We start from the raw sequence: 22,670 nt of genomic DNA, 5'->3' as shown, positions 1-22,670 counted from the left end.
GGACTGCTCTGACAGCGCATATGAACTCCTGGCGAATCGTGACATTACGACAATCACGGGCGCGTGGTGCGGCGGCCCGTACGAACGGGGAGGCAGCGGGGAAGGAGCGGGATCAGACCCTGATGACCTGCGGCCCGCGCATCGCGTAGCGGTGTGCCTCCGGTGCGGGCAGGCTCGTGGAGGTGACGAGCGCCTCGAAGTCGCCCACCTCCGCGAAACGGCAGAAGCTCACCGCGCCGAACTTCGTGTGCAGCCCCGCGAAGATCCGCCGTCGCGCGGCCCGCATCGCCTGCGCCTTGACCTCGCTGACCGCCGGATCCGGAGTGGTCAGCCCGTGCTCCCGGGAGATGCCGTTGGCGCCGACGAAGGCCAGATCGATGACGAACCCGGCGAGCATCTTGGTCGTCCAGTGCTCGACGGCCGCCAACGTGCCACCGCGTACCCGCCCGCCCAGCAGCAGCACGGTGAAGTCGCCGGCCGTCGCCAACACGCTCGCCACCGGCAACGAGGCCGTCACCACGGTCAGCTGCCGGTCCCGCGGCAGCGCCTCGGCGATGAGCTGCGGGGTGAAGCCCTCGTCGATGAAGACCGTCTCGGCGTCCCCGAGCAGTTCGACGGCCGCCGAGGCGATCCGCCGCTTCTCGGGCACATGCATGGTGGTGCGGTACGCGAGCGTCGTCTCGAACCCGGCGCTCTCCACCGGGTAGGCGCCGCCGTGGGTGCGTCGCAGCAGGCCGTGCTCCTCCAGCACGCGCAGATCGCGGCGCACCGTCTCCTTGGCGACACCCAACTCCTCGGCCAGCTGAGCCACCTCGACCGAGCCCAGCCGCCGCGCCGTTCCGACGATCTGCCGCTGCCGCTCCGCCGCACTCATGGCCCCGTCGCCCCTCTCCGTTCGGTCACGGACATGCCCGTTCCTGTCCGTGTGGAGAGTTGTACCGGCCCTGAGCGGACACGGCCAGCCTCCCGGGCGAGAAGATCATGACCGCTTCTGCCCGTTCCCCGCACCGCCGGAAGCTCTTCTGACCAGCCGATTCGGCAACTGTGGCAGAAACAAGGCGCCCGTTGGGGGCGGCAACCTGCCCGTTCGGCGCCCGCCCCCCTCTTCGGACCGTACGGGCACACGGTGGCTCGCACCTGTCGTCAAGAGCACGGGTCGGCATTCCGGCGACCGCACCTTGGCGGCGCTCCCTGGGCGGGCAGGCGGTTGGCCGGCCCGGACCAACTCGGCGCAGGACGCACCGGCCCGTTCCCCTCGCCCGGACGGCATGCCGGTCGGATTGTCGCGTGGTGACGGGCCAACCGTGTCCAGGTACCGCCCATCGGGGACGCCCGGTACCTCTGGACGAGTGAAAGATCGGCAAAGCAGAACGGATCGTCGGCCCGGAGCGCGTCTGACGGAGTTTGCTACGGCCCTGACGGGCTTTCCTCTGACCCCAACAGAGAGTCTTCGGGCTCGACGGTAAGGACTTGATTCAGATGCGTAAGACCAAGATCGCCACCTTCGGCGTCCTCACGGCGGCCGCTGTTGCCGTTCCGGCCGCACCCGCCTTCGCGCAGGAGGGGCAGTCAGCCGACACGCACACGCACACGGAGGCCCCGCAGCGTCAGGCCTCCACGACCAACACCTACGAGGTGCGGTCCGGCGACACCCTCTCCGAGGTGGCGCAGAACCACGGCACCAGCTGGCACGAACTGGCCGAGCGGAACGGGCTCGCCGACCCCGACCTGATCTATCCCGGACAGCGTCTGACCGTCGGGGAGGCCACACCTCCGTTCGCACCGACCACTCCGGACACGGCGGCCCCGCCCAGCGCCGAGCAGGACTCCGCACCACAGGCCCAGGAGGCGCCACCGGCCCAGGAACCGGCCCCGCAGCCGCAGCAGGCACCACAGAGCAGCCGCTCCGCGGGCCAGGCGGCCCCGGGCGCCTCCATGGCGGAGAGCGCCGCGAAGGCGGAGATCATCCGCCGGGAGTCCAGCGGCAACCCCAACGCGCAGAACGGCAAGTACCACGGGCTGTTCCAGACCGACCAGCCGTGGGGGAGAGGCACGGTCGCCGAACAGCACGCCGGTGCCGAGCGCTACGTCCAGGAGAGGTACGGCTCCTGGGAGGCGGCGCTCGCCTTCCACAACGCGCACGGCTGGTACTGACCGGTCATACGGTCCCCCGGTCCGCCCCACCGTCACGGCGGGCCGGGGACGGCGTCAGAAATCCCCTCGGCGCCCTCCCGGAGGCGTGCTAGCCTCCGCGCGAGGGTGCTCGACGGGGCACCGGCCCGAGCGAAGGGGGAGATGAGTCGATGGTTGCCGTGGAGATCGCCGCGACACGCGGTGCCCGGACAGTTCTCATCTCCCGGGTCCCGGTTCTGAACTGAGCCCGGGGCACGCCCGCCGACCCGGGGCGTACCCCTCCTCCGCAGCACCGGGACCCCTCATCACAAAGGTGCTCCCGTTGTCTCAACCACCCACGGCTGTTTTCACCACCCGCGCCGCGGCCGAAGGCTCCGCCGACGACGCCGCGGCGCTCCGCGAGATCACCCTCGCGGCCTTCCCGACCCCGCAAGAGGCGGGGATCGTCGAGGCGCTGCGCGCCGATCCGGCAGCGTGGATCGACGGCCTCTGCCTGCTCGCCGAGACCCCCGACGGCACCCCGGTCGGGTACGCCCTCCTCACTCGCTGCCACGTGGACGGCCATCCGGCACTCGCGCTGGCACCCTGTGCGGTGCTGCCCGCGTATCAGCGGACGGGCGCCGGTTCCTCGGCGATCCGCGCGGCACTCGCGGCCGCCCGGAGCCAGGGCGAGAAGCTGGTGCTCGTGCTCGGGCATCCCGACTACTACCCGAGGTTCGGATTCGTGCCCGCCTCCCGGTTCGGGATCCGCGCCCCGATCGAGGTGCCGGACGAGGCGATGATGGCCCTCACCCTGGACGCGCACGCCGGCCCGGTGCCGTCGGGGGTGATCCAGTACCCGCCGGCGTTCGGGATCTGACAGCTGCGCGGCCGTCCTGACGAGGTTGCCGTGCCCGGAAACGGATCATGCCGTCCGGGCACGGCAGCGAACTGTTGCCGAGTGTGTCGGCGCCTTGCCGCCTCCGGCGGTCAGTCCTCCGCCCAGCCGTGGCTCTTGCCGAACTGCACCAGTCGTCGGCGGATGTCCAGGATCTGCGCCCCGGTCAGCCCGGGCGCGGCCTCCAGCAGCAGCTCCGTCACGGCCCTGGTGTACTCAGCGACACTGAGCACATCGCACATCGGATCGTCGCCGTCGTCCGAAGCGCGGGGCGCCACGGTACGGTGCGGGGGGTGGCTCCCGGCAGCGGTCGGCGGCTCGAACGACGGGGAATCGGGACGTTCGAGCAGCCGGACGGCAGAGGCTTTCAAACCCCGGTCCCCGTCCTCGATCTCGAACTCGACGGCCACGCCGGTGTGGACGAACGACTCCGGCATCATCAGATCGTTCGCGTGCAGAAACACATCCTCGCCCCCGTGGTCCGGGGCGATGAACCCGTACCCCCGCGCACCGTCGAACCGGACGACTCGGCCAGCGACCATATCCACCCCAACCCGCACTCCCCGGGCCCCGCGCCCGGACACCTGCCCCGGATACTAGCGACCGGAAACCGCCGGGGTGACAGGGACGACAAGCCTCAGGAGCACTCTCACGCCCCGTACGTCATGTGCACACATGACGCGGGCAGCCCCGTCGCATGCCCGCTCGCGCGCCGCACTCGCGGTGGTGCGCGCCCTGTTCGGCAGCGCTCGTCCTGCACGCCGCGTGAACCTTGGTCGCAGCGGGCATGACATGTGTCTGACCGGGCATACGGGGTGCTCAGGGATAGGCTTGGCGATGCTGGGCGCCGCATCGAGCCGGTGAAAAGCCGTTCCCGCCCCCTCTCGGCGCCGGCCCGAACGTTGCGGAGCGCCCGGCTTCCCCGGCGCCGACGCGCCCCGCCGAGTGGAACACCGAGGAGAAGCAGGCGCGGGGCCCGGTCGGCCCGTGCGTGCCGCCGATATGGAGTGGTACTGGTATGGGCGTGAACCCCTCACCTCCCGGACGTAACGCCCGTGACGCCACACAACGGGCAGGTGAGGTCATCGAACTTCTCGAAGTGCTGTGGGAGCGCGGCCGGAACGCCGCCTCCACCGCTCCGGTCTCTCCCTCACAGCTGCGCGTCATGTACTGCGTCGACCGTGACGAGGGCATGAATCTGCGGGCGTTGGGGGAGGCGCTGGGCTCGGCGCCGTCGTCGGTCAGCAGGCTCTGCGACCGGCTGGAGGCGATCGGATTCGTGGAGCGCTTGCCGAGCCCCACCAGCAGGCGGGAGCTGGAACTGCGGCTGACCCGGCGGGGCCGCGCGTACTTGCGGGACATGCGGGAGCAGCGCGAGGAAGCGCTCCTGGATATCCTGACCGCCATGCCGTCCCGCGAGCGCGAGGCACTGCTCAAAGGGCTCAAGGGTTTCGTCGCCGCCGTGGAGGGCTCCTCCTACTCCTCGACGGCCGGCTCCGCCGAGTCCACCGTGAGGCCCGCCTGACAGCGCGACCGACCGCGCCCGGGCTGTTCAGGGGTGCGGTCACTCCCTAAGGTGGCCGTCATCGACGTTGGAGGGGGAGCTGTGTCTTACTCCGGACCGCCCTATCAGTCAGGCCCGCCGTACCAGCCAGGACCGCCGCCCGGGAACGACTCCAACACGCTGAGCATCGTCGGCATCGTGCTCGGTGCCGTCGCCTTCATCTTCTGCCCACCCGGTTTCGGTATCGCGGGGATCGTCTGCGGTGTCATCGCCAAGTCCAAACAGGAACGGCTGGCGCCGGTCGCGATCGGGGTGTCCATAGCCGGGCTGGTGCTGGGCATGGTGCTCGGCGTGCTGCTCTTCCGCGGTATGTACGGCGGCTGACGGCAGCTACGGCGGCCGACGGCCGAATGCCTCTTTGTCCGTTGCCGTTTGAGAAGACGACGCCCGGTTACCCGCTGCCGTATGGCTGACCCGGTGAAGAACTCCAAGGGAAGCAGTGCGAACAGCAAGGCGGCAACCGTGACCTCGAACGCGGCCAAGGGCGGCGCCCAGCGCGCCACCAAGGCCGCGTCCGGGACCACGGCCGCGGCCTCCAGGACCGCCGCCAAGGCGGGCGAGGCCGCGAACTCGGCCGGCGAGGCCGCCAAGAAGAAGGGAGAGGCTGCCAAGGACACGCTGGTGTCCGTGGGGTCCAAGGCCGGTACGGCGGCCACGGTGGGTGTCACCGCCGTCAAGGAGCGCAAGAAGATCACCGCCGGGGCGGCAGGCGGCCTGCTGGTCCTGCTGGCGGGAGCGTTCGCGCTGGGGCGCAGGAGCGCCCGCAGAAGCGCCGGACCCCTGACGCGACTGACCGACGGCCGCATCTGACGCGGCCGACGCGGTGACGCGTCGAGCGGTTGAGCCGACCGGTTCAGCCGCACCGAGGGCCGGACGGGTGCGAACAGCGCGTCCGGCCCTCGGCATCGCCCGCTGCGGTGGTCAGTGCCGGATCGTGCGGCTGCGGCCCAGGCGTCGGGTGGAGCGCCGGCGACCGAGCGAACCGGGCAGCTGCAGCAGCGAGGTGCGCCGCCCCAGCGACCTGCGGGACCGGCGTGGGCTGTGGCGGCCACCCGTGACGAAGGACACCGACCGGCGGCGGACGTTCATCCGTACTCCTGGCAGCAGTCGGAAGCTCTTCCGGTGAGCGAGCCCCATGATTCCTCCCTTTCCTACTGTTGAGGCTCTCCGGGTACCCCTGCGGCAGGTGAGCAGTCAGGGTCTTTCCAGCCCTTCGACACGGCCTCTTCCGGCCCTGCCGAAGGGCCGGAAGAGGCCGTGTCCCCCCGTGTCCCCTCGGCGTGTCCTACAGGTCACGAAGAGTTGCGGCCGGCAGCCGTACGCACCGTGCCACCATGAGCAGCGGTGGACGCACCGAAAGTGGACACCCGCGAGGCACCGGCAGCGTGCGGGCGGCGGACCGGTGGCAGCGCGGGTACGACGAGGCCGGCGCAGGCCGGGCGGGAAGGCTGGTGCGGGGTGGCGGCGAAAGCCCTGGTGGTGCAGAACACGGCCCGGGGAGGGCCGGGGCGCTTCGGCGACTGGCTGGCGGAAGCCGGGATCGCGGTGGAGATCGTCCGGGCGTACGAGGGCGGTCCGTTGCCGTCCCGGCTGACACAGGACGCCCTCGTCGTGCTGGGCGGCGGCTTCATGCCCGACGACGACGCGCACGCTCCCTGGCTCGCGCCCACCCGTGCCCTGGCGGCGCAGGCACTCGAAGCGGACACGCCGTTCTTCGGGATCTGCCTCGGCGGCCAGTTGCTGGCGCACGTGGCCGGGGGACAGGTCGCGGCGCAGCACGGTGAGCCGGAGATCGGCAGCACTCCGCTCACCCTGCGGCCGGCGGCGGGAAGCGATCCCCTCTTCCACGGCCTGCCCGCACAGGTGACGGCCATCGAACGGCACGTGGACGCCATCACCGCGCTGCCGCCCGGCGCCGTCTGGCTGGCAGAGAGCGAGCGCTGCCCCTACCAGGCGTTCCGGGTCGGTGAGCGGGCATGGGGCGTGCAGTTCCACCCGGAGACCGACCCGGACCGGATCCGCACCTGGGACCCGCGACGCCTGGCAGAACACGGCCTCGACCGGGCGGAACTCCTCCGCCGGGCGACCGAGGACGGTGCCACCGCCACTCCGGTGTGGCAGCGACTGGCCGCCCGCTTCGCGGTGTTGGCGCAGCAGTCGGCGAGGAGCTCCGGGCGTCGCGGCCGCGACTAGGACGCGCCCCGCGGCTCGTCCGCGTCTCTCGCCACCGGTACTGCGCCTGGTTCTGGGCCCACGACGCTCACGCCCGTCCCGGCACGCCTACGGCCGCACCTCGATCTTCCCGATGCCGGTGCCGAGCGCGCCGCAGTGCGCGGTGGACTGGCCCGACTGCCCGGGGCGCAGCGTCACGCGGTTGCCGTCGACGTCCGGCGCCCAGCCGCACACCAGGTGTACCCAGAAGGTCTGTGTCGCCCTGCCGTTGTTCTTGCACAGGGCGAAGCCGGTGTAAGGGTCGTTGTGGTGCTTGCCGGTGTGGCAGCTCAGGCCGGGCGGGGTGGCGGCGCCCGCGGCCGCCGCGGTGGCGCCCGCCGGGAGGCACAGCAGCATCAGCCCAGCGAACGCGGCGGCGGCGAACCTGGTGGCGGTGGCCCGGGGGGTCCGGGCACTGGTCGGCGTCATGCACTGCTCCTTGGGTCGGATACGGAGTCCATGGCGTGGAGCCCCGCCTCCTGCCTCCCCTGCCATCTGCCCGAAAAACTAGGCATATGTTGACACTTGGTGACCGGGTACGGTGCTCCGCGCCCGGTCGACGAGGCCGAGGGAGTCGTTGACGGCTGCAAACAATTCCTGGAAGCCTGCCGCCATGGCCCTCAACGCAGTCCTGGGTGTGGACATCGGCACCTCCAGCAGCAAAGGCGTCCTGGTCGGTCTGGACGGCACACTGCTGCGCTCGGCCGTACGCGAGCACTCCGTCGACCGGCCCGCTCCCGGACATGTGGAGATGGACGCCGACATCTGGTGGGACGAACTGGTCTCCCTCTCCCGCGAACTGACCACCGGAACCGACGCCGAGGTCGTCGCCGTCGGGCTCAGCGGCATGGGCCCCTGCGTCCTGCTCACCGACGCGGACGACGTGCCGCTGCGCCCGGCGGTGCTGTACGGCGTCGACACCCGCGCGGTCGACCAGATCGCCCGGCTCGGCGAGGAGTTGGGCGTCGAGGAGATCCGGCGGCGCTGCGGATCGGATCTGAGCAGCCAGGCCGCCGGAGCGAAGATCGCCTGGGTGGCGGACGAGGAGCCGGAGCTGTTCGCCCGCGCCCGTCGGCTCTACATGCCCAGCTCCTGGCTCGTGCGCAAGCTGACCGGCGCCTATGTGCTGGACCACCACTCCGCGAGCCAGACCACCCCGCTCTACGACACCGTCGCCCGCCGGTGGTACGCCCCGTGGGCCGACCGTATCGCCCCCGGTATCGAACTCCCGCCGCTGCGCTGGTCCGGCGAGGCGGCCGGGACCGTCACCGCGGAGGCCGCGCGCAGTACCGGGCTGCCCCAGGGGATTCCGGTCATCACCGGCACCATCGACGCCTGGGCGGAGGCGCTGAGCGTGGGCGCGCACCGGCCCGGCGACCTGATGCTGATGTACGGCACCACGATGTTCCTGATCCACACCGTGCCCGGCCTGCTCACCGACCCCGCACTGTGGAGCACCGTCGGCGCCCTTCCCGGCACCCGCAACCTCGCCGGGGGCATGGCCACCTCCGGCGCGGTCACCGGCTGGCTGCGGGAGCTGTTCGGCAACCCCGGGTACCCCGAACTCCTCCGTCTCGCCGAGGACTCCGGGCCCGGCGCCAACGGCCTGCTGATGCTGCCGTACTTCGCGGGGGAGCGGACTCCACTGCTCGACCCGCAGGCCCGCGGCGTCATCGCGGGCCTGACCCTCTCCCACACCCGCGGCGACCTCTACCGTGCCGCCCTGGAGGCCACCGCCTACGCCGTGCGGCACAACATCGAGGCCCTGGAGAAGGCGGGCGGCGACATCCGCCGGGTCGTCGCCGTCGGCGGCGGCACCCAGGGCGGGCTGTGGACACGGATCGTCTCCGATGTCACCGGCAGGCCCCAGGAGCTGCGCACCACCACCATCGGCGCCGGCTACGGCGGTGCGCTGCTGGCCGCGCAACTGGTGACCGACGCCTCCATCGACGAGTGGAACCCCGTCCGGGAGATCGTCACCCCGCGCCCGGGGACCGCGGCCCGCTACGAGGAGTTGTACGGCCTCTACCGCGCGCTCTATCCGGCAACCGCCGACCTGGTGCACACGTTGGCGGCCCACCAGGACCGCTGACCTGTCACCGGCTGTCGCGACCGGCCGCGTGGCCGCGCCCCACCGTCGGCATGCCGTGCTCCGCCAGCGGCCCCACCGTCCACCCCGCGGCGCGGCAGCGGTCGACCAGGCGGGGGAGCGCCGCCAGCGTCACCCGCCAGGAAAAGGGAGCGCTGTTGCGGTCGCTGTCGTGCAGGAGGACGGTCGCCCCGCCCGTCAGCCGGTCGCGCAGCTGGGAGAGCACGCCGTCCGGATCGGTGTCCGGCTGCCAGTCGCGGCCCCAGGCGGTCCACAGCACCGGCTGCAGCCCCAGCCGCCGCGCGGCCCACCACCGGGTCGCGGTGAGCACGCCGTACGGCGGTCGGTACCAGCGCGGTTCCGAGCCCGCGCTCTCGCGTACCGCCGTCATGGCGCGCTCCAGGTCCGCGCGGTCGGCGAGCGGGCGGGGCAGCCACGGCGGCTGGTGCTCCCAGCAGTGCACGGCCAGTTCGTGGCCCTCGGCCGCCGTCCGCCGTACGAGAGCAGGGTGGCGCCGTGCCGCCGCGCCCTGCAGGAAGAACGTGGCGCGCACGCCCAGTCGGTCCAGCTCCCGCAGGAAGTGCGGGGTGGAACGGGGGTCGGGCCCGTCGTCGAACGTCAGGGCGATGTGGTCGGCGCTGCCGCGCCCGTCCAGCGAGGGGCGCAGTACGGCCCGTACGGCCGGCAGCCAGGTCGCGGCCGGGAGGATGTGTGCGGCGGCGACGGCCGCCGGCACGGTCGCCAGGGCTGCCAGGGTGCGCGGCCGGCTCACCAGATCTCCTCCTCGGAGGAGCCCGACACCGCCGGGGACCTGGCCAGCTGTACGCTTCCCACGCTGATCAGCGCCAGGGCGACCACCTCCGGCGCCACCCGCCAGCCCAGCGACAGCCGTTCGTCGAACAGCGCCGCGCCCAGCACCACGCTCAAGAACGCGTCGCCCAGCGTCAGCGCGGGCTGGGAGGCCACCAGCGTGCCCGCGTGCAGCGTCAGTTGCAGCATCAGGAACCCCGCCACCCCGGCGACGGCCACCCCGTAGGTCTGCCACGCGGTCAGCAGCGCGACCAGCCCGTCGTCGGCCAGGTGCGAGATCGCGTCCTTCATCAGCGCGGCCGTCACCCCGAACAGTACGGCTGTGGCCGAGCCCAGCACGGTGGCCCGGGGCGCCGACGGCAACCGGAAGGCCACCACGACCAGCACCACCACCAGCCCGGCCATCAGCGGGGCCGCCACCAGCCAGCGGCCCGGGGGCACGGAGGCCGACCCGCCCGACGGCCAGACCAGCCACAGCAGCCCCGCCAGCCCCACCACCATCGCCCCGAACGCCGCCCACGCCCGCCGCCCGGGGCGCTGCCGGAACATCAAGCCCCCCAGCACGAGGGTGAACAGCAGCTCCGTCGTCATCACCGGCTGCACCACAGCCAGTGGCCCGGTCGCCAGCGCTCCCGCCTGGCACACCGCGGACAGCACCAGCGTCGCCGCGCCCCACAGCCAGATCGGACGGCGCAGCAGCCCCGGCAGCCACGACAGCCGGCGCCCGGACGGACCGGGGCGCTCCACGGCGGCGGCCCGCCGCTGCAGCACCGACGCGGCGGCGTTGCCCAGCGCGGCCAGCACCGCCAGCAGGACCGAGACCGCTGTCCACAGCACGTGTGCGCCTACCCGAAGCGCTGGGCCAGGCTGCGGAACACCCCGGGAGCCGTTCCGTGCAGCCACGCGGGCATGGCCATCCAGGACGGTACGTAGGCGTTCGGGCGGCCGGTCCGCAGCGTCCGGCAGACCGTCTCGGCCACCTGCACCGCCGGAACGGGCCGGGGCCGCTCGCGGCGGTACGGACTGCCGCGCCGCTGGAAGAAGGGCGTGTCGACCGCCCCCGGCAGCACCATCGACACCCGCACCCCGGTCGACGCCAGCTCGTAGCGCAGGCTGTCGGCGAACGCGGTGAGCCCGGCCTTCGTCGCCGCGTACACCGCCTCCCCGCGCACCCCCACGCTGCCCGCCATGGAACCGATCAGCACCACCTGTCCGCAGCGCCGTTCCACCATGCCCGGCAGCACGAGACGCACCAGGTGCAGCGTCGCGTCGAGATTGACGGCCACCACGTCGTCGATGGCCTCGTGCGGCATCGCTGTGAACGGCCCGGCCCAGCCGATGCCCGCACCGGCCACCAGCGCGTCCACCCGACCGCTGTGCACCAGTGCCTCCTCGGCGAGCCGCGCCCGCGCCCGGGGATCGACCAGGTCGGCCGCCAACGGCACGCCGCCCGTCCGGGTCGCGACCTGCGCCAGCCGCCCCTCGTCCCGCCCGTTGAGCAGCAGTCGCCAGTCGCCGTCGTCGGCCAGCCGTTCGGCGACGGCCGTGCCGATACCGGAGGACGCACCCGTCACCAGCGCCACCGGCCGGTGCCCGTGCTGCTCGGCCACCGACTGCGGATCGCCCCTCGTGCGCTCCGGCGGTCGGACATGGGCGGGTACGGACAGTCGGCCGGTCGGCTGCCTCCGGTGCGGGCGGCGCACGGCGGAGGCTCGGTGCAGAGGGTGCGTCGGACGGCGGTCGGATCTGCCGAGCCTGTCGAACACAGACGCCTCCGGTGAGCAGTACGGGCCGCGTCGGGGCCGGGGTAGGTGTACCGGGGCACAGAGGGCCCCGGCTCCAGCATGCTGGCAACCACGCTGCACACCCGCCCGGAGCCCTCCCCGGGCCGACCGAACCACCTGTTCGGCTCCCCTCCGAGGCACACCGGAAGGCGACCGGAAGCCGTCCCGGACCCGTGGCGGCGGGCCCCGGAAGCCGAGCGGCGCCGCTGCCGCCTGTCGGCCCGACTGAGTGTCGCTACGCCGCCGCTGACGGGCGGACAGCACACTGGTCTACGGATGTGCCGAGGGGTCCGGGAGCGCCGAGCCGCCCACGGAGCCCGGGAGCACCGTCCGGGCCGCGCCGTCCGGGCCGCGCCGGTCCGCCAACCGACGAACCCTGGAGCCCCATGCCGCACCGCTTCCTGCTGCTGAGTGCCAGCATGGGCGCGGGCCACGATGCGGTCGCACACGAACTGGCGCACCGGCTGCGGGCCCGCGGTCACGCCGCCGTCGTCCGCGACGTGCTCACCCTGCTGCCGGCGGGCTCCGGCGGGGCGCTGCGAAGTGGCTACCGCGCCGCCGTCCGGCATGCGCCCCGGCTGTACGGCGCCGTGTACGCCGGCTTCCTCGCGACCGCCCACGCGCCGGGCCCCCGCCCGAGCAGCGCACCCCTGGCGGCCCTCGCCGAGCGTCCGCTGCTGCGGGCCGTCGCCGACTGGCGGCCCGATGTCGTCGTCCCCACCTTCCATCTGGGCGCGCAGCTGACCGGGCGGCTGCGGGCGCGGGGCGCGCTGGAGGTGCCCACGGCGGTCGTCGTGGTCGACTTCGCCGTCCACCGCGGCTGGCTGCACCCCGGAAACGACCTCCATCTGTGTGTCACCGAGAAGGCCGCCGAGGAGGTACGGGAGACCGTCGGAGGTCCCGCCCGCACCGTGGGCCCCGTGGTGCCCGCCCGGTTCTTCCGGCCCCGCGACGTGGACGGCCACTGGCGGGCCCTGCTGGACCGGCATGTGGCGGCAGCCGCGCAGCGGACCTCCCCGGTCTCCCCCGAGCGGCCCGCCGTACTGATGTCCACCGGCGCCTGGGGGGTCGGCACCCGGCTGCTGGAGACGGCGCGGCAGCTGACGGCGCACGGCTGCGTGCCGGTCCTGCTGTGCGGGAACGACGAACGCCTGCGGCACCGCGCCGCCCGCCATCCCGGCCTGCTGCCCCTCGGCTGGGTGACCGACCTGCCGGGACTCATGGCACAAGTCCATGTGCTGCTCGACAACGCGGCAGGGCAGACCGCCGCCCAGGCGCTGGCGGCGGAGCTGCCCGTCGTCAGCCACCGGCCACTGCCGGGGCACGCCGCGGCCGGCGTACAGGCCATGGCGCGGGCCGGACTCTCCCGGTACGCGGTGGGCAAGGGGGAACCGGCCCGCAGCGCCCACGAACTGGCGTTCCCCGGCCCCGCCCGTGCCCGTCAGACAGCGGCAGCCCGCGCCGCCTTCCGCGCCGACGCGGCAGTGGAACTGGTGGACCTGGCCGAGCGGGCGTGCCCGGCGGACCCCCGGGCCCGGTGACGCCGCCGGCACGCCGAGTCAGCGCAGCGCGCGGAAGAACGCCCGTACGTCCTCGACCAGCAGATCCGGAGCCTCCAGCGCGAGGAAATGGCCACCTGTCCCAAGTTCGGTCCAGCGCACGATGGTGTGGTCCCGCTCGGCCCAGGGACGGACTGTCACATCGTGCGCCGAGAGCAGGACTCCGGTGGGTACGGTGCCGCGCTGCGCCGCCGCCCAGTCCTGCTCCTGCCCGTCCGTACCCGGGTCGGCACCGCTGTGGGCGCTGCTGTCGGCGCCACTGTCGGCGTCGGACCAGGCGCCCTCTTCGACGTCGGCCCACTCCGCGGCCGAGATCGCCTCGTAGTAGACCTGCGCCGACGATGCTGCCGTGGCCGTCAGCCAGTAGAGCGAAATGGTGGTCAAGAAGCGGTCCCGGTCGATGCTCTCCTCCGGCAGTCCCTCCGCCGGGTCGGTGAGCTCCTGGAACTTCTCGACCATCCAGGCGAGCTGACCGGCGGGGGAGTCGGTGAGGGCGTAGGCGACGGTCTGCGGACGTTTGGAGTTGCACTGCAGATAGCCGTCGTTGAAGTTCTCCATCCGCTGTCGGCGCCGCTCGTCCGCCGCCGAGAGGTCGTCCAGCTCGCCTTCCGCACCGATCGGGACGGAGATCAGAGCGTTCAGATGGACACCGGTCACCCGCTCCCGCGCCTGCTTGCCGACCTCGGGCGCCACCCAGGCCCCGGTGTCGTAGCCCTGCACGCCGTAGCGCTCATGGCCGAGCCGTTCCATCAGCCGCACCAGTACCCCGGCCATCCGGGCGGGCCCCATACCGGGACCGGCCAGCGGTGTGGAGAAACCGAAGCCCGGCAGCGACGGGACCACCAGATGGAAGGCGTCCGCCTCCGTACCGCCGTGCGCCGTCGGGTCCGTGAGCGGGCCGACGACGTCCAGGAAGTCGGCGAACGCGCCGCACCAACCGTGCAGCAGGAGCAGCGGCGTGGCACCCGGATGCGGGGACCGCACATGCAGGAAGTGCAGCCGCTGCCCCTCGATGACCGTCGTGAACTGCGGATGGGCGTTCATCCGCGCCTCCTGCGTCCGCCAGTCGTACTGCGTGGCCCAGTAGGCCGCCAATTCCTGCAAATAGGCCGGCGGCACACCGCGGCTCCACTCGACCCCGGGCAGTGCGGCGGGCCAGCGAGTGCGAGCGAGCCGGTCGGCGAGGTCGTCGAGGTCGGCCTGCGGGATGTCGATACGGAAGGGGACGATCTCCTGATCAGTGCTCATGGCGGCGACAGTAGAGCCCTGTTGGGACAGTTCCGGTCCGCTATGGCGAGCAGAGTGCTTCAGCCGCCAGATCTTCCTCGGGGACACGCTGGACACCGACAGCATCAGCGCCTCCTACGACGCGGGTGTCCTGACAGTCCGCGTCCGCCGGGAGCCCGGCCGGTCGACGCCGCGCGTCTGTGCGCCCCGCGTCCACGGGGCGCACAGGCGCACAAGGATCGCTGGCCGAGGGGTGACGGGTGAGGTCACTCGACTCCGAGTTGCTGGGACAGATACGGGCCGTCGGAGCACACCCAGTACGCGACGAACCGGCCGTCCGCTCCCTGGAGGATGTCGTTCCCCCGGAAGACGACCTTTGTGCCGGGTTCGGCGGTCGCTCCGGGAAACCCGCCCTTGTAGGTGCCGCGACCGACCCAGCGGGCGCAGATGAGATCCCCCTGTGTCACGGGACCGACTTCGATCTCGAAGGTCAGCTCGGTGAAGTACTCCCGGCTCATGGAGATCATGTTCGCGATCCCGTCCGGTCCCTTCAGCTCGTTCTCGCCGCCCGGCTGGATCGCCCCGTGGTGGATCGTGAAGCCCGGGGCGACGATCTCGCGTGCCACGGAGAGGTCCCCGTTCCACAGTTCCTTCAACCAGCGTTCGTACAGCGCCCGCAGCGTCGCCTCGTCCATGAATTCCTCCTCCCGAAGATCTTTCGCGCAGTATGGCAGCGCTCCGGTTGTCGGCCCGGCTCATTGCGGCGTGGCAGCCCGTCAGGCGCAGCAGTCGCAGCCGGAACGGCAGGCGCAGGCGTCGGTCGTGGCCGCGGCACCGACGGGCGGTGCCACCGCGGTGGCCGGGGCCGCGCAGCACCCTTCGCCCTGCCAGGCGTCCCGGCCCTCCTTGACCGCGACGGCGGCGATGGCCAGGGCCGCGAGGGGGTCCGCCCAGGACCAGCCCAGTGCCGCGTTGAGGACCAGGCCGACCAGCAGTACGGCGGACAGGTAGGTGCACAGCAGGGTCTGTTTGGAGTCCGCGACTGCTGAGGCGGAGCCGAGCTCCCGTCCGGTCCTGCGCTGGGCTGCGGACAGGAACGGCATCACTGCCAGGGACAGTGCGGCCAGCACGATGCCCGGCGTCGAGCGTTCCGCCTCCCCGCCGCCGAGCAGCGCGCGTACCGCGTCGACGCCGACGTAGGCGGCGAGCGCGAAGAACGACACCGCGATGATCCGCAGTGTGGTCTTCTCCCGCGCCTCCCGTACGGCGTGCTCGCGTGCGGAGAACTGCCAGGCGACCGCCGCGGCGGAGGAGACCTCGATCACGGAGTCCAGTCCGAAGCCGATCAGTGCGGTGGAGGAGGCGAGGGCGCCGGCGGTGAGGGCGACCACGGCCTCGACGGCGTTGTAGGTGAGGGTCGCGCCGACCAGCAGCCGTATGCGGCGGGTCAGTACGTCGCGGCGGGCGGGGGCGGGAGAGAGGGATGTCTCCGCCGTCATGGTCAGCAGCAGCCCTTCTCGTCGGCGTCCACGCACGCGCGGTCGCTCTCCACCGCCACCACGGCGGTACGGAGGTCGTCCAGGGCGTGGCCGAGGCGTTCGTCGGCCAGTTCGTAGCGGGTACGGCGCCCGTCGGGCGCGGTGACGACCAGGCCGCAGTCGCGCAGACAGGCCAGGTGGTTCGACAGCCTGGTACGGGAGATGCCCAGGGTGTCGGCGAGGTCGGACGGGTAGGCGGGGGCTTCCCGCAGGGCGAGCAGGAGCCGGCAGCGGATCGGATCGGCGAGCGCGCGGCCGAACCGGGCCAGCACCTCGATGTCGGAGGCAACAGTCAGCACGCCGCTGACGGTACAGCAATCCATGAATTCAGGAAAACCTGATCAATCGGCGGTCGACCGTGGACGCCTGAGCCGGGTCCCGGCAGCCGCGCCGCGCACCAAAAGAAGCGGGCAGGAGGAAGACCTCCCACCCGCTTCTCGTCTCCGTGGAGACTCCGCACATGTCAGAGCCCAGAGATCAAGAGCGGTGGGGGAGACATGGCGCTCTACCCGCTTGAGCTACGGACGCCTCGGCGTCCGACGGGACTCGAACCCGCAACAACCCCGTTATCAGCGGAAGTATCCCCCGCCTGCGCACCTGGGCCGCATGGCTCACCCACTGTAGCTTCGCCCCGCCTCGCGCTCGATCGGTTTCCCGGCCGCACGGCAGGCGTGAGGACGGGAAAGGGGGTGCCCGGGAGGGGTCTCAGGTGTGGATGGCGAGCTTGAACTGCGCATGTACCAGGTCCCGCGACGCGGAGTCGTTGTGCGCGACACGGATGGCCAGCGGTATGTCCGGGTGCACGAAGAGCTCGTGGTGCTTGGTGAAGCACTGCATGCCGGGGGAGGGGCGTCGGTGGTCAGTGGCCGTGGTGTCCACCGGGTTGTCGGTGAGGCCGAGCGGATCACGTACGAGCTGGTCGCGCAGTTCGCTGTAGTTGCCGTCCTCCCACTGGATCATGGCCGTGACGACGCCCCATCCTTCGACGGAGGGCCAGATCAAGCCGGAGCGGTCGTCAGCGCGCCAGTTGGTCACTTCGTAGCCGTCCGGCTGGCGTACCTGGTGCATGCCCTCTTCGTCGTACGATTCGCCTCCGCCGAACGGGAAGCGCACCACGTGGTACGCGCCGTCGGCCGCGATTCTCTGGTTCTCGTTGTTGATCAGCGAACACACCGGTATGGGCATCGACTCGTTCCCTCCTCGCCGTTCGGACCCCGCCGCTGACGGAGCGTGTTCTTGGTCCTGGGGTAAGAATGCGACGCCGTGGGCGGTGTGGCGATGGCTTGAACCGCTCAACTGTTGAACTGGGCACGGGTTTGGACGGAACTGGCGGCCGGGGTGACCTCCGGACGGTTACGGACGGGGCCAGGGGCGGCCGTCCAGGCGCTCGATGTCGGTGTTGAAGCGCTTGAGGTAGTCGGCGAAGGCTGCGATGTCCTCGTCGGCCCAGTCGGCCATGATGCGATCCAGGCTGTGGACGATCCCCTCGCGCTCGTCGTCGAGCCGCTGTTCACCTTCCGCGGTGATGCGGAACTTTCGCGCCATGCCACCGTCCGGGTCGGGGATGCGCTCGATGAGCCCGGCGCGCATCGCGGCCGCGGTCTGGCGGTTGAGCGTGGAGGCGTCGAGGCCGAAGGCGTCGCAGAGCTGGCCGATGGACATCGGGCCCTGCATCCGGATGCGGCTGAGCAGGATGTAGGCGCTGCGGTCCAGCGTGCTGTCCTTGCGCCGCCCCTTCGATTTGTGCAGGTGCAGATAGCGGCCGAGCAGCATCTGCTCGTACTCCACCTGGCGCGTGGCCTCGTTCATGTGTCTCCTTCAGGGTCCTTGCGCGCCGGACGGCCGAGTGCGGCTCCCGTGTCCATGTGTATCACGCAGATGCATGGCACATATAACGTGGTCGATACACAAGATGTGTAGGATGCACATTCGCTGTGGACGCCAGTCGCTCACGCGTCCCGTACCGGTTGCCCACGAAACCCCGTAGAGGAGTCCTGACATGGACGGTCCCCAGCCGACCTCACGACCGGGCGGCGTCGTCGCCACGCTCGCGCTGGCCGGCACCGTCGCCGCGGTCATGCAGACCCTGGTGACCCCGCTGATCGCTCAACTGCCGCGGATCCTGCACACCACGCCCGCGAACGCGGCATGGGTGATCACCGTCACGCTCCTCGTCGCGGGTGTGTGCGTACCGGTCTCCGGACGGCTCGGCGACCTCGTCGGCAAACGCCGGATGCTGCTGGCCTGCGCCGTCCCGCTGGTGATCGGCTCGGTGGTGTGCGCGCTCGCCTCGTCCGTCGTCCCGATGATCATCGGCCGGGGACTGCAGGGCATGGGCATGGGCATGGTGCCGCTGGGTATCGCGCTGCTGCGCGACGTGGTGCCGACCGAGAAGCTCAGCGGCTCCATCGCCCTGGTCAGCGCCTCCATGGGGATCGGCGGCGCCATAGGTCTGCCGGTCGCCGCCGCGGTCGCCGAGTACGCCGACTGGCGGGTGCTGTTCTGGGGCTCCGCGGTCCTGGCGCTGTTGATCGGGGCGCTGATCTGGTTCCTCGTCCCGGACGTCCCGGCCGGCGCCAAGGGCCAGCGCTTCGACGCGCCGGGGGCCCTCGGGCTCGCCGTCGGTCTGGTCGGTCTGCTGCTGGCGATCTCCAAGGGCGCCGACTGGGGCTGGAGTTCGCGCACCACGCTCGGCCTGTTCGCCGTCGCCGCCGTGGCCCTGTTCGCCTGGGGACTGTGGGAGCTGCGCACCCGCGACCCACTGATCGACCTGCGTACCACGGCACGCCCGCGGGTGCTGCTCACCAACGTCTCCTCGATCCTCGTCGGCGTCGGCATGTACGCCTTCATGCTGATCGCCCCGCAGCTGCTGCAGTTTCCCGAGGCGACCGGGTACGGGCTGGGGCAGTCGATGCTGGCCGCGGGCCTGTGGATGGCGCCCGGCGGCGTGATGATGATGATCGTCTCCCCGCTCGGCGGGAAGCTGATCAACGCGCGTGGTCCGAAACTCGCCCTGGTCTGCGGCGCGCTGGTGATCTCCGCGGGCTACGGCATCTCGCTGGCGCTGATGGGCTCCGCCTGGGGGGTGATGCTCGTCGGCATCGTCATCAACAGCGGTGTCGGCCTCGCCTACGGCGCGATGCCCGCCTTGATCATGGGCTCGGTCCCGCTCTCCGAGACCGCGGCCGCCAACGGGTTCAACACGCTGATGCGTTCGCTCGGCACCACGATCGGCTCCGCCGTGATCGGTGTGGTGCTCGCCCAACTGACCATCACCATGGGCGGCCACGAGTTCGCCTCCCGCGACGGCTTCCGTACCGGCCTGCTGATCGGCTGCGGAGTCGCACTGCTCGCCGCCGCTGTCGCTGCCCTCATCCCGGCACTGCGCACGCCCGGCGGTGACCAGGCCGCCGGTGAACAGGCCACGACGGACCAGGTACCGGCCCGGGCCTGAACCGTAGCGATCAGCCGGCCCGGTCGCCGCCCGGCCGCCGACGCCTGGACCGGCCACCGTGGGCACGGGGATGGCCGGGAGACGGTTCGGCAGTGCCGTCATGATGGACTACTCGCATGACGACGCTGCCGAACCGCGTCCTGAACGCGCTCGACCGCTTCAACGCCGCGCACCCGTGGGACCACAACGCGCACTACCACCGCTGGATCCTGCGGCAGCTTCCCCGGCGCTTCGGCCGCGCTCTCGACGTCGGTGCCGGCAGCGGTGACCTGGCCAGACTGCTGGCGACCCGCGCCGACGAGGTGCAGGCGATCGACGCCGACCCGGCCATCACCGCGCGGGCGAGGGAGTCGACACCGGCGAGCACCCCGGTGACCTTCACCGTCGCCGACGCGCGGACCCGGCTCCCCGCGGGGCCCTACGACGTCATCACCTGCGTCGCGGTCCTCCACCATCTGCCGTTCACCGAAACACTTGAGCGCCTCCGGCGACAGCTGGCTCCCGGAGGCACGCTGGTGGTCGTCGGGTGCGCACGGGCACAGCCCCTCGGCGACCATCTGCTGGGAGCCGTCGCCGCACCGCTGAACGCCGCCGTCGGCTGGAGTCGCAACCGAGGCCGTACGGCACCACCGCCCCCTTCGATGACCGCCGCGACCCGGCCGGCGCGGATGGGCTTCCCCGAGATCGTCCGGGAAGCCCACCTGGTCCTGCCGGGCGCGCGGCTGCGCCGTCGGCTGTTCTGGCGGTACACGCTCGTATGGCGTGCGGACACCTGAGCGCGGCAGGCCCGGTCAGCGCAGCAGGACCGGCAGTTGCTGGTAGCCGTTGATCCCCAGGGACGGCACCCTGGAAGCAGGGGTGGAGGACAGCGCCAACTCGGGGAAGTCCTCGAACAGCCGCCGCAGCGCGATCTCGGCCTCCAGCCTGGCGAGGGACGCGCCAGGGCAGCGGTGCGGGCCGAAGCCGAAGGCCAGATGGCGCGAGACGTCCGGGCGGTCGGGGGCGAACACCTCCGGATCCGGGTCCGGGAAGGCGTGCGGGCAACGCTGGATGGCCGGCAGCGGCACCAGCACCGCCTCTCCCTCCCGGATGACGGCACCGTCCACGTCCACGTCCTCGGTGGCGTAGCGGAACATCACATTGCGGCTGGGGGACTCCCAGCGCAGTGCCTCCTCGACGATGGCGGGCCACGGGTTCTCACCCGCTTTCTCCTGGGCCCTGGCCGCCTCCAGCGTTTCGGGGTGCGTCAGCAGCCCCTTGACGGCGTGGCAGATCAGGTTGGCCGTGGTCTCGTGCCCACCGATGACCGTCACCACCAGATTGCCGATGACCTCCGCCTCGGTGAGCTCCCCCTCGTCCAGGGCCGCCACCAGGTCCATCGTCAGATCGTCCCGGTCGCCGCGGGCGCGCTTCTGCTCGATCAGCGACATCAGCGTCGCCGGGAAGCGGCGGCCGACGGTGTTCTGCACCTCTTCGACGTCGGCCTCGGAGTTCATCGCCGCTGCCGAAAGTTCGTGCAACTCCTGGCGCAGCGTGCCCTCCTCCGGGACACCGAGCAGGGAGCAGATGACATCCAGCGGGAGCGGCAGTGCGAAGCCCTTGTGCAGGTCCGTCTCCTCCTCCGCGGGCACGGCGGCGAGGTCTGCCAGCAACCGGTCGGCGATGGCTTCGATACGGGGGCGCAGCGCCTGCACCCGGCGCGGCGAGATGGCACGCTGGATGGGCAGCCGCAGCCGCCGGTGGGTCTCCCCGTCGGTGGTGAGCAGGCCCTTGCCCTCCACGATGAACAGCAGCGGCCAGTCGGCGGGTATCTCCCCGCGTGCGTGCGCGCCCCAGTTCCGGATGTCCTTGGAGAAGCGGGGGTCGCCCAGCACCAGGGCGCCCGCCTCCCGGGTCGTCACCGCTTTGGCCACCACGCCACCAGGGAGCGCCACAGTGGCAACCGGCCCCGCGGCTCGGAGGGCTGCTCCTTCCGTTCCGTGGAGATCGGCCGGGGCGGGTTCGAGATGAAGCTGTGCTGTGCTGTCCACTGCTGTCCATTCATCGGGGGAGTGGGCGGGAGAGGGAACGTCACCGGCAGCGCGGTGGGGGACCGGGCGACGTACGGCAGGTCCCAGCTGAGCCTCTCCTTGGGAACGGCCAGCCGAAGCCCCGGCAGCCTGTTCCACAGGACCTCGAGGCCGGTACGGACGATGAGGGTGCCCAGATCCGGTGCCGGACACCCGTGGGAGCCGGCGCCCCAGGCGAGATGCGATCTGTTGGTACGGGAGACGTCGAAGCCGGCGGACAGCATCGTCGGGTCCGCGCCGGTCGCTCCGAGGCAGATGATCGCCATGTCGCCGCAGTTGACCGGGTATCCGCCCAGCGTGGTGTCCTGGGTGGCCCAGCGGCCGATGAGGTTCTGGATGGGGGCGTTGACCCACATGACGCGGTTCATCGCCTCCTCCATCTGACAGCGCCCGGCGATGACATCCGCGTTGAGCTCCGGATTGGTCAGCAGCTCCAGCACGGTGTTGCAGATCCAGGTCGTGCTGGCGCCACGACCGGCGACGATCTGCAGCCACACATCCTCACTCAGCTGATGGGTGTCCAGTTCCGGTTGCGTGCTCCGGTTGAAGTGGTGCATCCAGGAGACGAGATCGGGCCCGGGGTCGCGCTGCTTCTCCTCGACCAGGGCGCGCATCCGGGAGTCGAGTTCCGCGGCGGCACGCTGCGCGCCCGGCCCCCCGCTGAGCATCTCGTGAATGGCGTCGCCGGTGGCCAGCGCACTGCCCTCGTCCATGCCCATCAGCCGCATCATGACCAGCAGCGGAAGCTGCAGCGCGTACCGGTCCAGGATGTCGACCTGGTTCCACTCCGCGGGCCCCTCGGGGAAGAACGAGGTGATCAGCTGCTCGGCCAGGTCCTCGATCAGGTCGCGGGTACGCAGCAGATCGAGCTCGGCCAGCGCCTTGTTGCCGGGGCCCGAGAGCCGCGCGTGCTCCATGCCCTCGGCGTACAGGCGGCTGCGCCGGTAGGCGAACTGAGGGATCAGCGGGTGCGGAGGCAGGGCTCCCTCGGCGAAGTCGCGGTACCAGCGGGAGTCCCGCGTCCACACATGGCCACGGTTTTGCAGGATCTCCAACTGGTAGGCGTGGTCCAGGACGAGGTACCCGCGGAAGGCTCCGGTCTCCTCCAGCGTCACAGGAGCCACCGGACCGAAGGTTTTGCGAAGGCTTTCGTAGTACGAGAAGGGATCACTGGCGAAGTTCTGGCCGTAGAGCGGGGCGCTACGGGCGGGCCACGGCGTGCGTACGCGTGGCCAGGCATCCCCAAGGGGGGTGGTGGAGGCGTTAGTTGGCACAGCGATCATCCTGTAGGGCGGTGCTTGCCGGAGGCAACCGCGAGCGGTTCAGATTCCGGTAGGTGGTCCGAACGCCAGGAA

25 protein-coding genes, 1 tRNA gene and 1 pseudogene are annotated in these 22,670 nt (G+C 71.6%); 11 read left to right on the top strand and 16 right to left on the bottom strand.

From position 1 onward, the window contains the following. Window positions 1–112: 112 nt before the first annotated feature. On the bottom strand, window positions 113–874 hold the full coding sequence (locus JW613_RS00780) for a DeoR/GlpR family DNA-binding transcription regulator (protein WP_099885523.1): 762 nt from the start codon (window positions 872–874) through the stop codon (window positions 113–115). A gap of 605 nt (window positions 875–1,479) precedes the next feature. Here JW613_RS00780 and JW613_RS00775 point away from each other — a divergent pair. Both JW613_RS00775 and JW613_RS00770 read left to right on the top strand, forming a co-directional pair. Next, entirely contained in the window at window positions 1,480–2,154 is a 675-nt protein-coding gene (locus JW613_RS00775) for a LysM peptidoglycan-binding domain-containing protein (RefSeq protein WP_209208735.1), read from the top strand. A gap of 301 nt (window positions 2,155–2,455) precedes the next feature. Beyond that, entirely contained in the window at window positions 2,456–2,992 is a 537-nt protein-coding gene (locus JW613_RS00770; RefSeq protein ID WP_209208734.1) for a GNAT family N-acetyltransferase, read from the top strand. Between the two features lie 110 nt (window positions 2,993–3,102). On the opposite strand, the gene JW613_RS00765 is transcribed toward JW613_RS00770, so the two are convergent. Continuing rightward, window positions 3,103–3,552, bottom strand: a complete 450-nt coding sequence (locus tag JW613_RS00765; protein ID WP_209208733.1) for a cold-shock protein — start codon at window positions 3,550–3,552, stop codon at window positions 3,103–3,105. A gap of 476 nt (window positions 3,553–4,028) precedes the next feature. On the opposite strand from JW613_RS00765, the gene JW613_RS00760 reads away from it, so the two are divergent. The 3 genes from JW613_RS00760 to JW613_RS00750 all read left to right on the top strand — a co-directional run bounded on the left by JW613_RS00760 (window position 4,029) and on the right by JW613_RS00750 (window position 5,384). Continuing rightward, window positions 4,029–4,535: a MarR family winged helix-turn-helix transcriptional regulator gene (locus JW613_RS00760; RefSeq protein ID WP_209208732.1), complete on the top strand. Its 507-nt coding sequence runs from the start codon at window positions 4,029–4,031 to the stop codon at window positions 4,533–4,535. A gap of 81 nt (window positions 4,536–4,616) precedes the next feature. Next, window positions 4,617–4,898 (top strand): hypothetical protein, encoded by a 282-nt coding sequence (locus tag JW613_RS00755; protein ID WP_099885528.1) that lies wholly within the window; start codon window positions 4,617–4,619, stop codon window positions 4,896–4,898. A gap of 81 nt (window positions 4,899–4,979) precedes the next feature. Beyond that, window positions 4,980–5,384: a hypothetical protein gene (locus tag JW613_RS00750; RefSeq protein ID WP_209208731.1), complete on the top strand. Its 405-nt coding sequence runs from the start codon at window positions 4,980–4,982 to the stop codon at window positions 5,382–5,384. Window positions 5,385–5,495: 111 nt separating this feature from the next. Here the strand turns inward: JW613_RS00750 and JW613_RS00745 are convergent, their stop codons facing one another. Beyond that, window positions 5,496–5,711 (bottom strand): DUF4236 domain-containing protein, encoded by a 216-nt coding sequence (locus JW613_RS00745; protein WP_209208730.1) that lies wholly within the window; start codon window positions 5,709–5,711, stop codon window positions 5,496–5,498. A 321-nt stretch (window positions 5,712–6,032) separates the two neighbouring features. On the opposite strand from JW613_RS00745, the gene JW613_RS00740 reads away from it, so the two are divergent. Then, the gene (locus JW613_RS00740; protein WP_307865771.1) at window positions 6,033–6,767 is read left to right on the top strand and encodes a type 1 glutamine amidotransferase; all 735 of its coding nucleotides are present in this window, start codon (window positions 6,033–6,035) and stop codon (window positions 6,765–6,767) included. 87 nt (window positions 6,768–6,854) lie between these two features. Here JW613_RS00740 and JW613_RS00735 read toward each other — a convergent pair whose 3' ends face one another. Beyond that, window positions 6,855–7,214, bottom strand: coding sequence for a hypothetical protein (locus JW613_RS00735; protein WP_209208729.1), 360 nt, complete (start codon window positions 7,212–7,214; stop codon window positions 6,855–6,857). Between the two features lie 184 nt (window positions 7,215–7,398). Between JW613_RS00735 and JW613_RS00730 the strand changes: the two genes are divergently transcribed. After that, window positions 7,399–8,877, top strand: a complete 1,479-nt coding sequence (locus tag JW613_RS00730) for an FGGY-family carbohydrate kinase (protein WP_209208728.1) — start codon at window positions 7,399–7,401, stop codon at window positions 8,875–8,877. 4 nt (window positions 8,878–8,881) lie between these two features. Here JW613_RS00730 and JW613_RS00725 read toward each other — a convergent pair whose 3' ends face one another. Genes JW613_RS00725 through JW613_RS00715 form a run of 3 tightly spaced genes read right to left on the bottom strand, consistent with a single transcriptional unit; the run spans window position 8,882 to window position 11,294 of the window. Beyond that, window positions 8,882–9,649 carry a polysaccharide deacetylase family protein gene (locus tag JW613_RS00725; RefSeq protein ID WP_245224850.1) on the bottom strand — a complete coding sequence of 256 codons (768 nt, stop codon included), beginning with the start codon at window positions 9,647–9,649 and terminating at the stop codon, window positions 8,882–8,884. After that, complete coding sequence (locus JW613_RS00720) at window positions 9,643–10,521, bottom strand: DMT family transporter (protein ID WP_209208726.1); 879 nt, start codon at window positions 10,519–10,521, stop codon at window positions 9,643–9,645. Before JW613_RS00720 ends, JW613_RS00725 begins: the two co-directional genes overlap by 7 nt. An 8-nt stretch (window positions 10,522–10,529) precedes the next feature. Next, on the bottom strand, window positions 10,530–11,294 hold the full coding sequence (locus JW613_RS00715; RefSeq protein ID WP_307865735.1) for an SDR family NAD(P)-dependent oxidoreductase: 765 nt from the start codon (window positions 11,292–11,294) through the stop codon (window positions 10,530–10,532). 560 nt (window positions 11,295–11,854) lie between these two features. Here JW613_RS00715 and JW613_RS00710 point away from each other — a divergent pair. Beyond that, the gene (locus JW613_RS00710; RefSeq protein WP_209208725.1) at window positions 11,855–13,009 is read left to right on the top strand and encodes an MGDG synthase family glycosyltransferase; all 1,155 of its coding nucleotides are present in this window, start codon (window positions 11,855–11,857) and stop codon (window positions 13,007–13,009) included. Between the two features lie 18 nt (window positions 13,010–13,027). On the opposite strand, the gene JW613_RS00705 is transcribed toward JW613_RS00710, so the two are convergent. Continuing rightward, window positions 13,028–14,275, bottom strand: a complete 1,248-nt coding sequence (locus tag JW613_RS00705) for an epoxide hydrolase family protein (protein WP_209208724.1) — start codon at window positions 14,273–14,275, stop codon at window positions 13,028–13,030. Window positions 14,276–14,333: 58 nt separating this feature from the next. Here JW613_RS00705 and JW613_RS00700 point away from each other — a divergent pair. Next, window positions 14,334–14,420: pseudogene (locus tag JW613_RS00700) on the top strand (Hsp20 family protein); the annotation flags it as partial. Window positions 14,421–14,520: 100 nt separating this feature from the next. Here the strand turns inward: JW613_RS00700 and JW613_RS00695 are convergent. From JW613_RS00695 to JW613_RS00670, 6 genes are all read right to left on the bottom strand, one after another. After that, window positions 14,521–14,949: an ester cyclase gene (locus JW613_RS00695; protein WP_209208723.1), complete on the bottom strand. Its 429-nt coding sequence runs from the start codon at window positions 14,947–14,949 to the stop codon at window positions 14,521–14,523. 81 nt (window positions 14,950–15,030) lie between these two features. Further along, on the bottom strand, window positions 15,031–15,753 hold the full coding sequence (locus JW613_RS00690) for a cation efflux transmembrane domain-containing protein (protein WP_209209173.1): 723 nt from the start codon (window positions 15,751–15,753) through the stop codon (window positions 15,031–15,033). A 2-nt stretch (window positions 15,754–15,755) separates the two neighbouring features. After that, window positions 15,756–16,091 carry an ArsR/SmtB family transcription factor gene (locus JW613_RS00685; protein ID WP_099885539.1) on the bottom strand — a complete coding sequence of 112 codons (336 nt, stop codon included), beginning with the start codon at window positions 16,089–16,091 and terminating at the stop codon, window positions 15,756–15,758. A gap of 232 nt (window positions 16,092–16,323) precedes the next feature. Further along, a tRNA-Ser gene (locus tag JW613_RS00680) sits at window positions 16,324–16,387 on the bottom strand. Window positions 16,388–16,497: 110 nt separating this feature from the next. Beyond that, window positions 16,498–16,977, bottom strand: coding sequence for a hypothetical protein (locus tag JW613_RS00675; RefSeq protein WP_209208722.1), 480 nt, complete (start codon window positions 16,975–16,977; stop codon window positions 16,498–16,500). A gap of 168 nt (window positions 16,978–17,145) precedes the next feature. Next, window positions 17,146–17,601, bottom strand: a complete 456-nt coding sequence (locus JW613_RS00670; protein ID WP_099885541.1) for a MarR family winged helix-turn-helix transcriptional regulator — start codon at window positions 17,599–17,601, stop codon at window positions 17,146–17,148. 190 nt (window positions 17,602–17,791) lie between these two features. On the opposite strand from JW613_RS00670, the gene JW613_RS00665 reads away from it, so the two are divergent. Further along, window positions 17,792–19,246 carry an MFS transporter gene (locus JW613_RS00665; RefSeq protein WP_209208721.1) on the top strand — a complete coding sequence of 485 codons (1,455 nt, stop codon included), beginning with the start codon at window positions 17,792–17,794 and terminating at the stop codon, window positions 19,244–19,246. 116 nt (window positions 19,247–19,362) lie between these two features. Beyond that, window positions 19,363–20,022 (top strand): class I SAM-dependent methyltransferase, encoded by a 660-nt coding sequence (locus JW613_RS00660; RefSeq protein ID WP_209208720.1) that lies wholly within the window; start codon window positions 19,363–19,365, stop codon window positions 20,020–20,022. Window positions 20,023–20,037: 15 nt separating this feature from the next. On the opposite strand, the gene JW613_RS00655 is transcribed toward JW613_RS00660, so the two are convergent. Then, window positions 20,038–21,147 (bottom strand): cytochrome P450, encoded by a 1,110-nt coding sequence (locus tag JW613_RS00655; protein WP_307865734.1) that lies wholly within the window; start codon window positions 21,145–21,147, stop codon window positions 20,038–20,040. Continuing rightward, window positions 21,144–22,439, bottom strand: coding sequence for a cytochrome P450 family protein (locus tag JW613_RS35530; protein ID WP_307865733.1), 1,296 nt, complete (start codon window positions 22,437–22,439; stop codon window positions 21,144–21,146). Before JW613_RS35530 ends, JW613_RS00655 begins: the two co-directional genes overlap by 4 nt. Window positions 22,440–22,670 lie beyond the last annotated feature (231 nt).

The sequence above is a fragment of the Streptomyces smyrnaeus genome (genome assembly GCF_017676345.1).
Taxonomy (GTDB): Bacteria; Actinomycetota; Actinomycetes; order Streptomycetales; family Streptomycetaceae; genus Streptomyces; species Streptomyces smyrnaeus.
Note: the sequence above shows the minus strand (reverse complement) of the source record. Positions and strands in the feature narration are given on the sequence as shown.

Coding starts and splice junctions, on each gene's coding strand:
- JW613_RS00670 (WP_099885541.1), bottom strand. CDS start 17,601: ATGAACGAGGCCACGCGCCAGGTGGAGTACGAGCAGATGCTGCTCGGC.
- JW613_RS00665 (WP_209208721.1), top strand. CDS start 17,792: ATGGACGGTCCCCAGCCGACCTCACGACCGGGCGGCGTCGTCGCCACG.
- JW613_RS00675 (WP_209208722.1), bottom strand. CDS start 16,977: ATGCCCATACCGGTGTGTTCGCTGATCAACAACGAGAACCAGAGAATC.
- JW613_RS00730 (WP_209208728.1), top strand. CDS start 7,399: ATGGCCCTCAACGCAGTCCTGGGTGTGGACATCGGCACCTCCAGCAGC.
- JW613_RS00660 (WP_209208720.1), top strand. CDS start 19,363: ATGACGACGCTGCCGAACCGCGTCCTGAACGCGCTCGACCGCTTCAAC.
- JW613_RS00735 (WP_209208729.1), bottom strand. CDS start 7,214: ATGACGCCGACCAGTGCCCGGACCCCCCGGGCCACCGCCACCAGGTTC.
- JW613_RS00775 (WP_209208735.1), top strand. CDS start 1,480: ATGCGTAAGACCAAGATCGCCACCTTCGGCGTCCTCACGGCGGCCGCT.
- JW613_RS00780 (WP_099885523.1), bottom strand. CDS start 874: ATGAGTGCGGCGGAGCGGCAGCGGCAGATCGTCGGAACGGCGCGGCGG.
- JW613_RS00750 (WP_209208731.1), top strand. CDS start 4,980: ATGGCTGACCCGGTGAAGAACTCCAAGGGAAGCAGTGCGAACAGCAAG.
- JW613_RS00705 (WP_209208724.1), bottom strand. CDS start 14,275: ATGAGCACTGATCAGGAGATCGTCCCCTTCCGTATCGACATCCCGCAG.
- JW613_RS00690 (WP_209209173.1), bottom strand. CDS start 15,753: ATGACGGCGGAGACATCCCTCTCTCCCGCCCCCGCCCGCCGCGACGTA.
- JW613_RS00710 (WP_209208725.1), top strand. CDS start 11,855: ATGCCGCACCGCTTCCTGCTGCTGAGTGCCAGCATGGGCGCGGGCCAC.
- JW613_RS00760 (WP_209208732.1), top strand. CDS start 4,029: ATGGGCGTGAACCCCTCACCTCCCGGACGTAACGCCCGTGACGCCACA.
- JW613_RS00745 (WP_209208730.1), bottom strand. CDS start 5,711: ATGGGGCTCGCTCACCGGAAGAGCTTCCGACTGCTGCCAGGAGTACGG.
- JW613_RS00765 (WP_209208733.1), bottom strand. CDS start 3,552: ATGGTCGCTGGCCGAGTCGTCCGGTTCGACGGTGCGCGGGGGTACGGG.
- JW613_RS00695 (WP_209208723.1), bottom strand. CDS start 14,949: ATGGACGAGGCGACGCTGCGGGCGCTGTACGAACGCTGGTTGAAGGAA.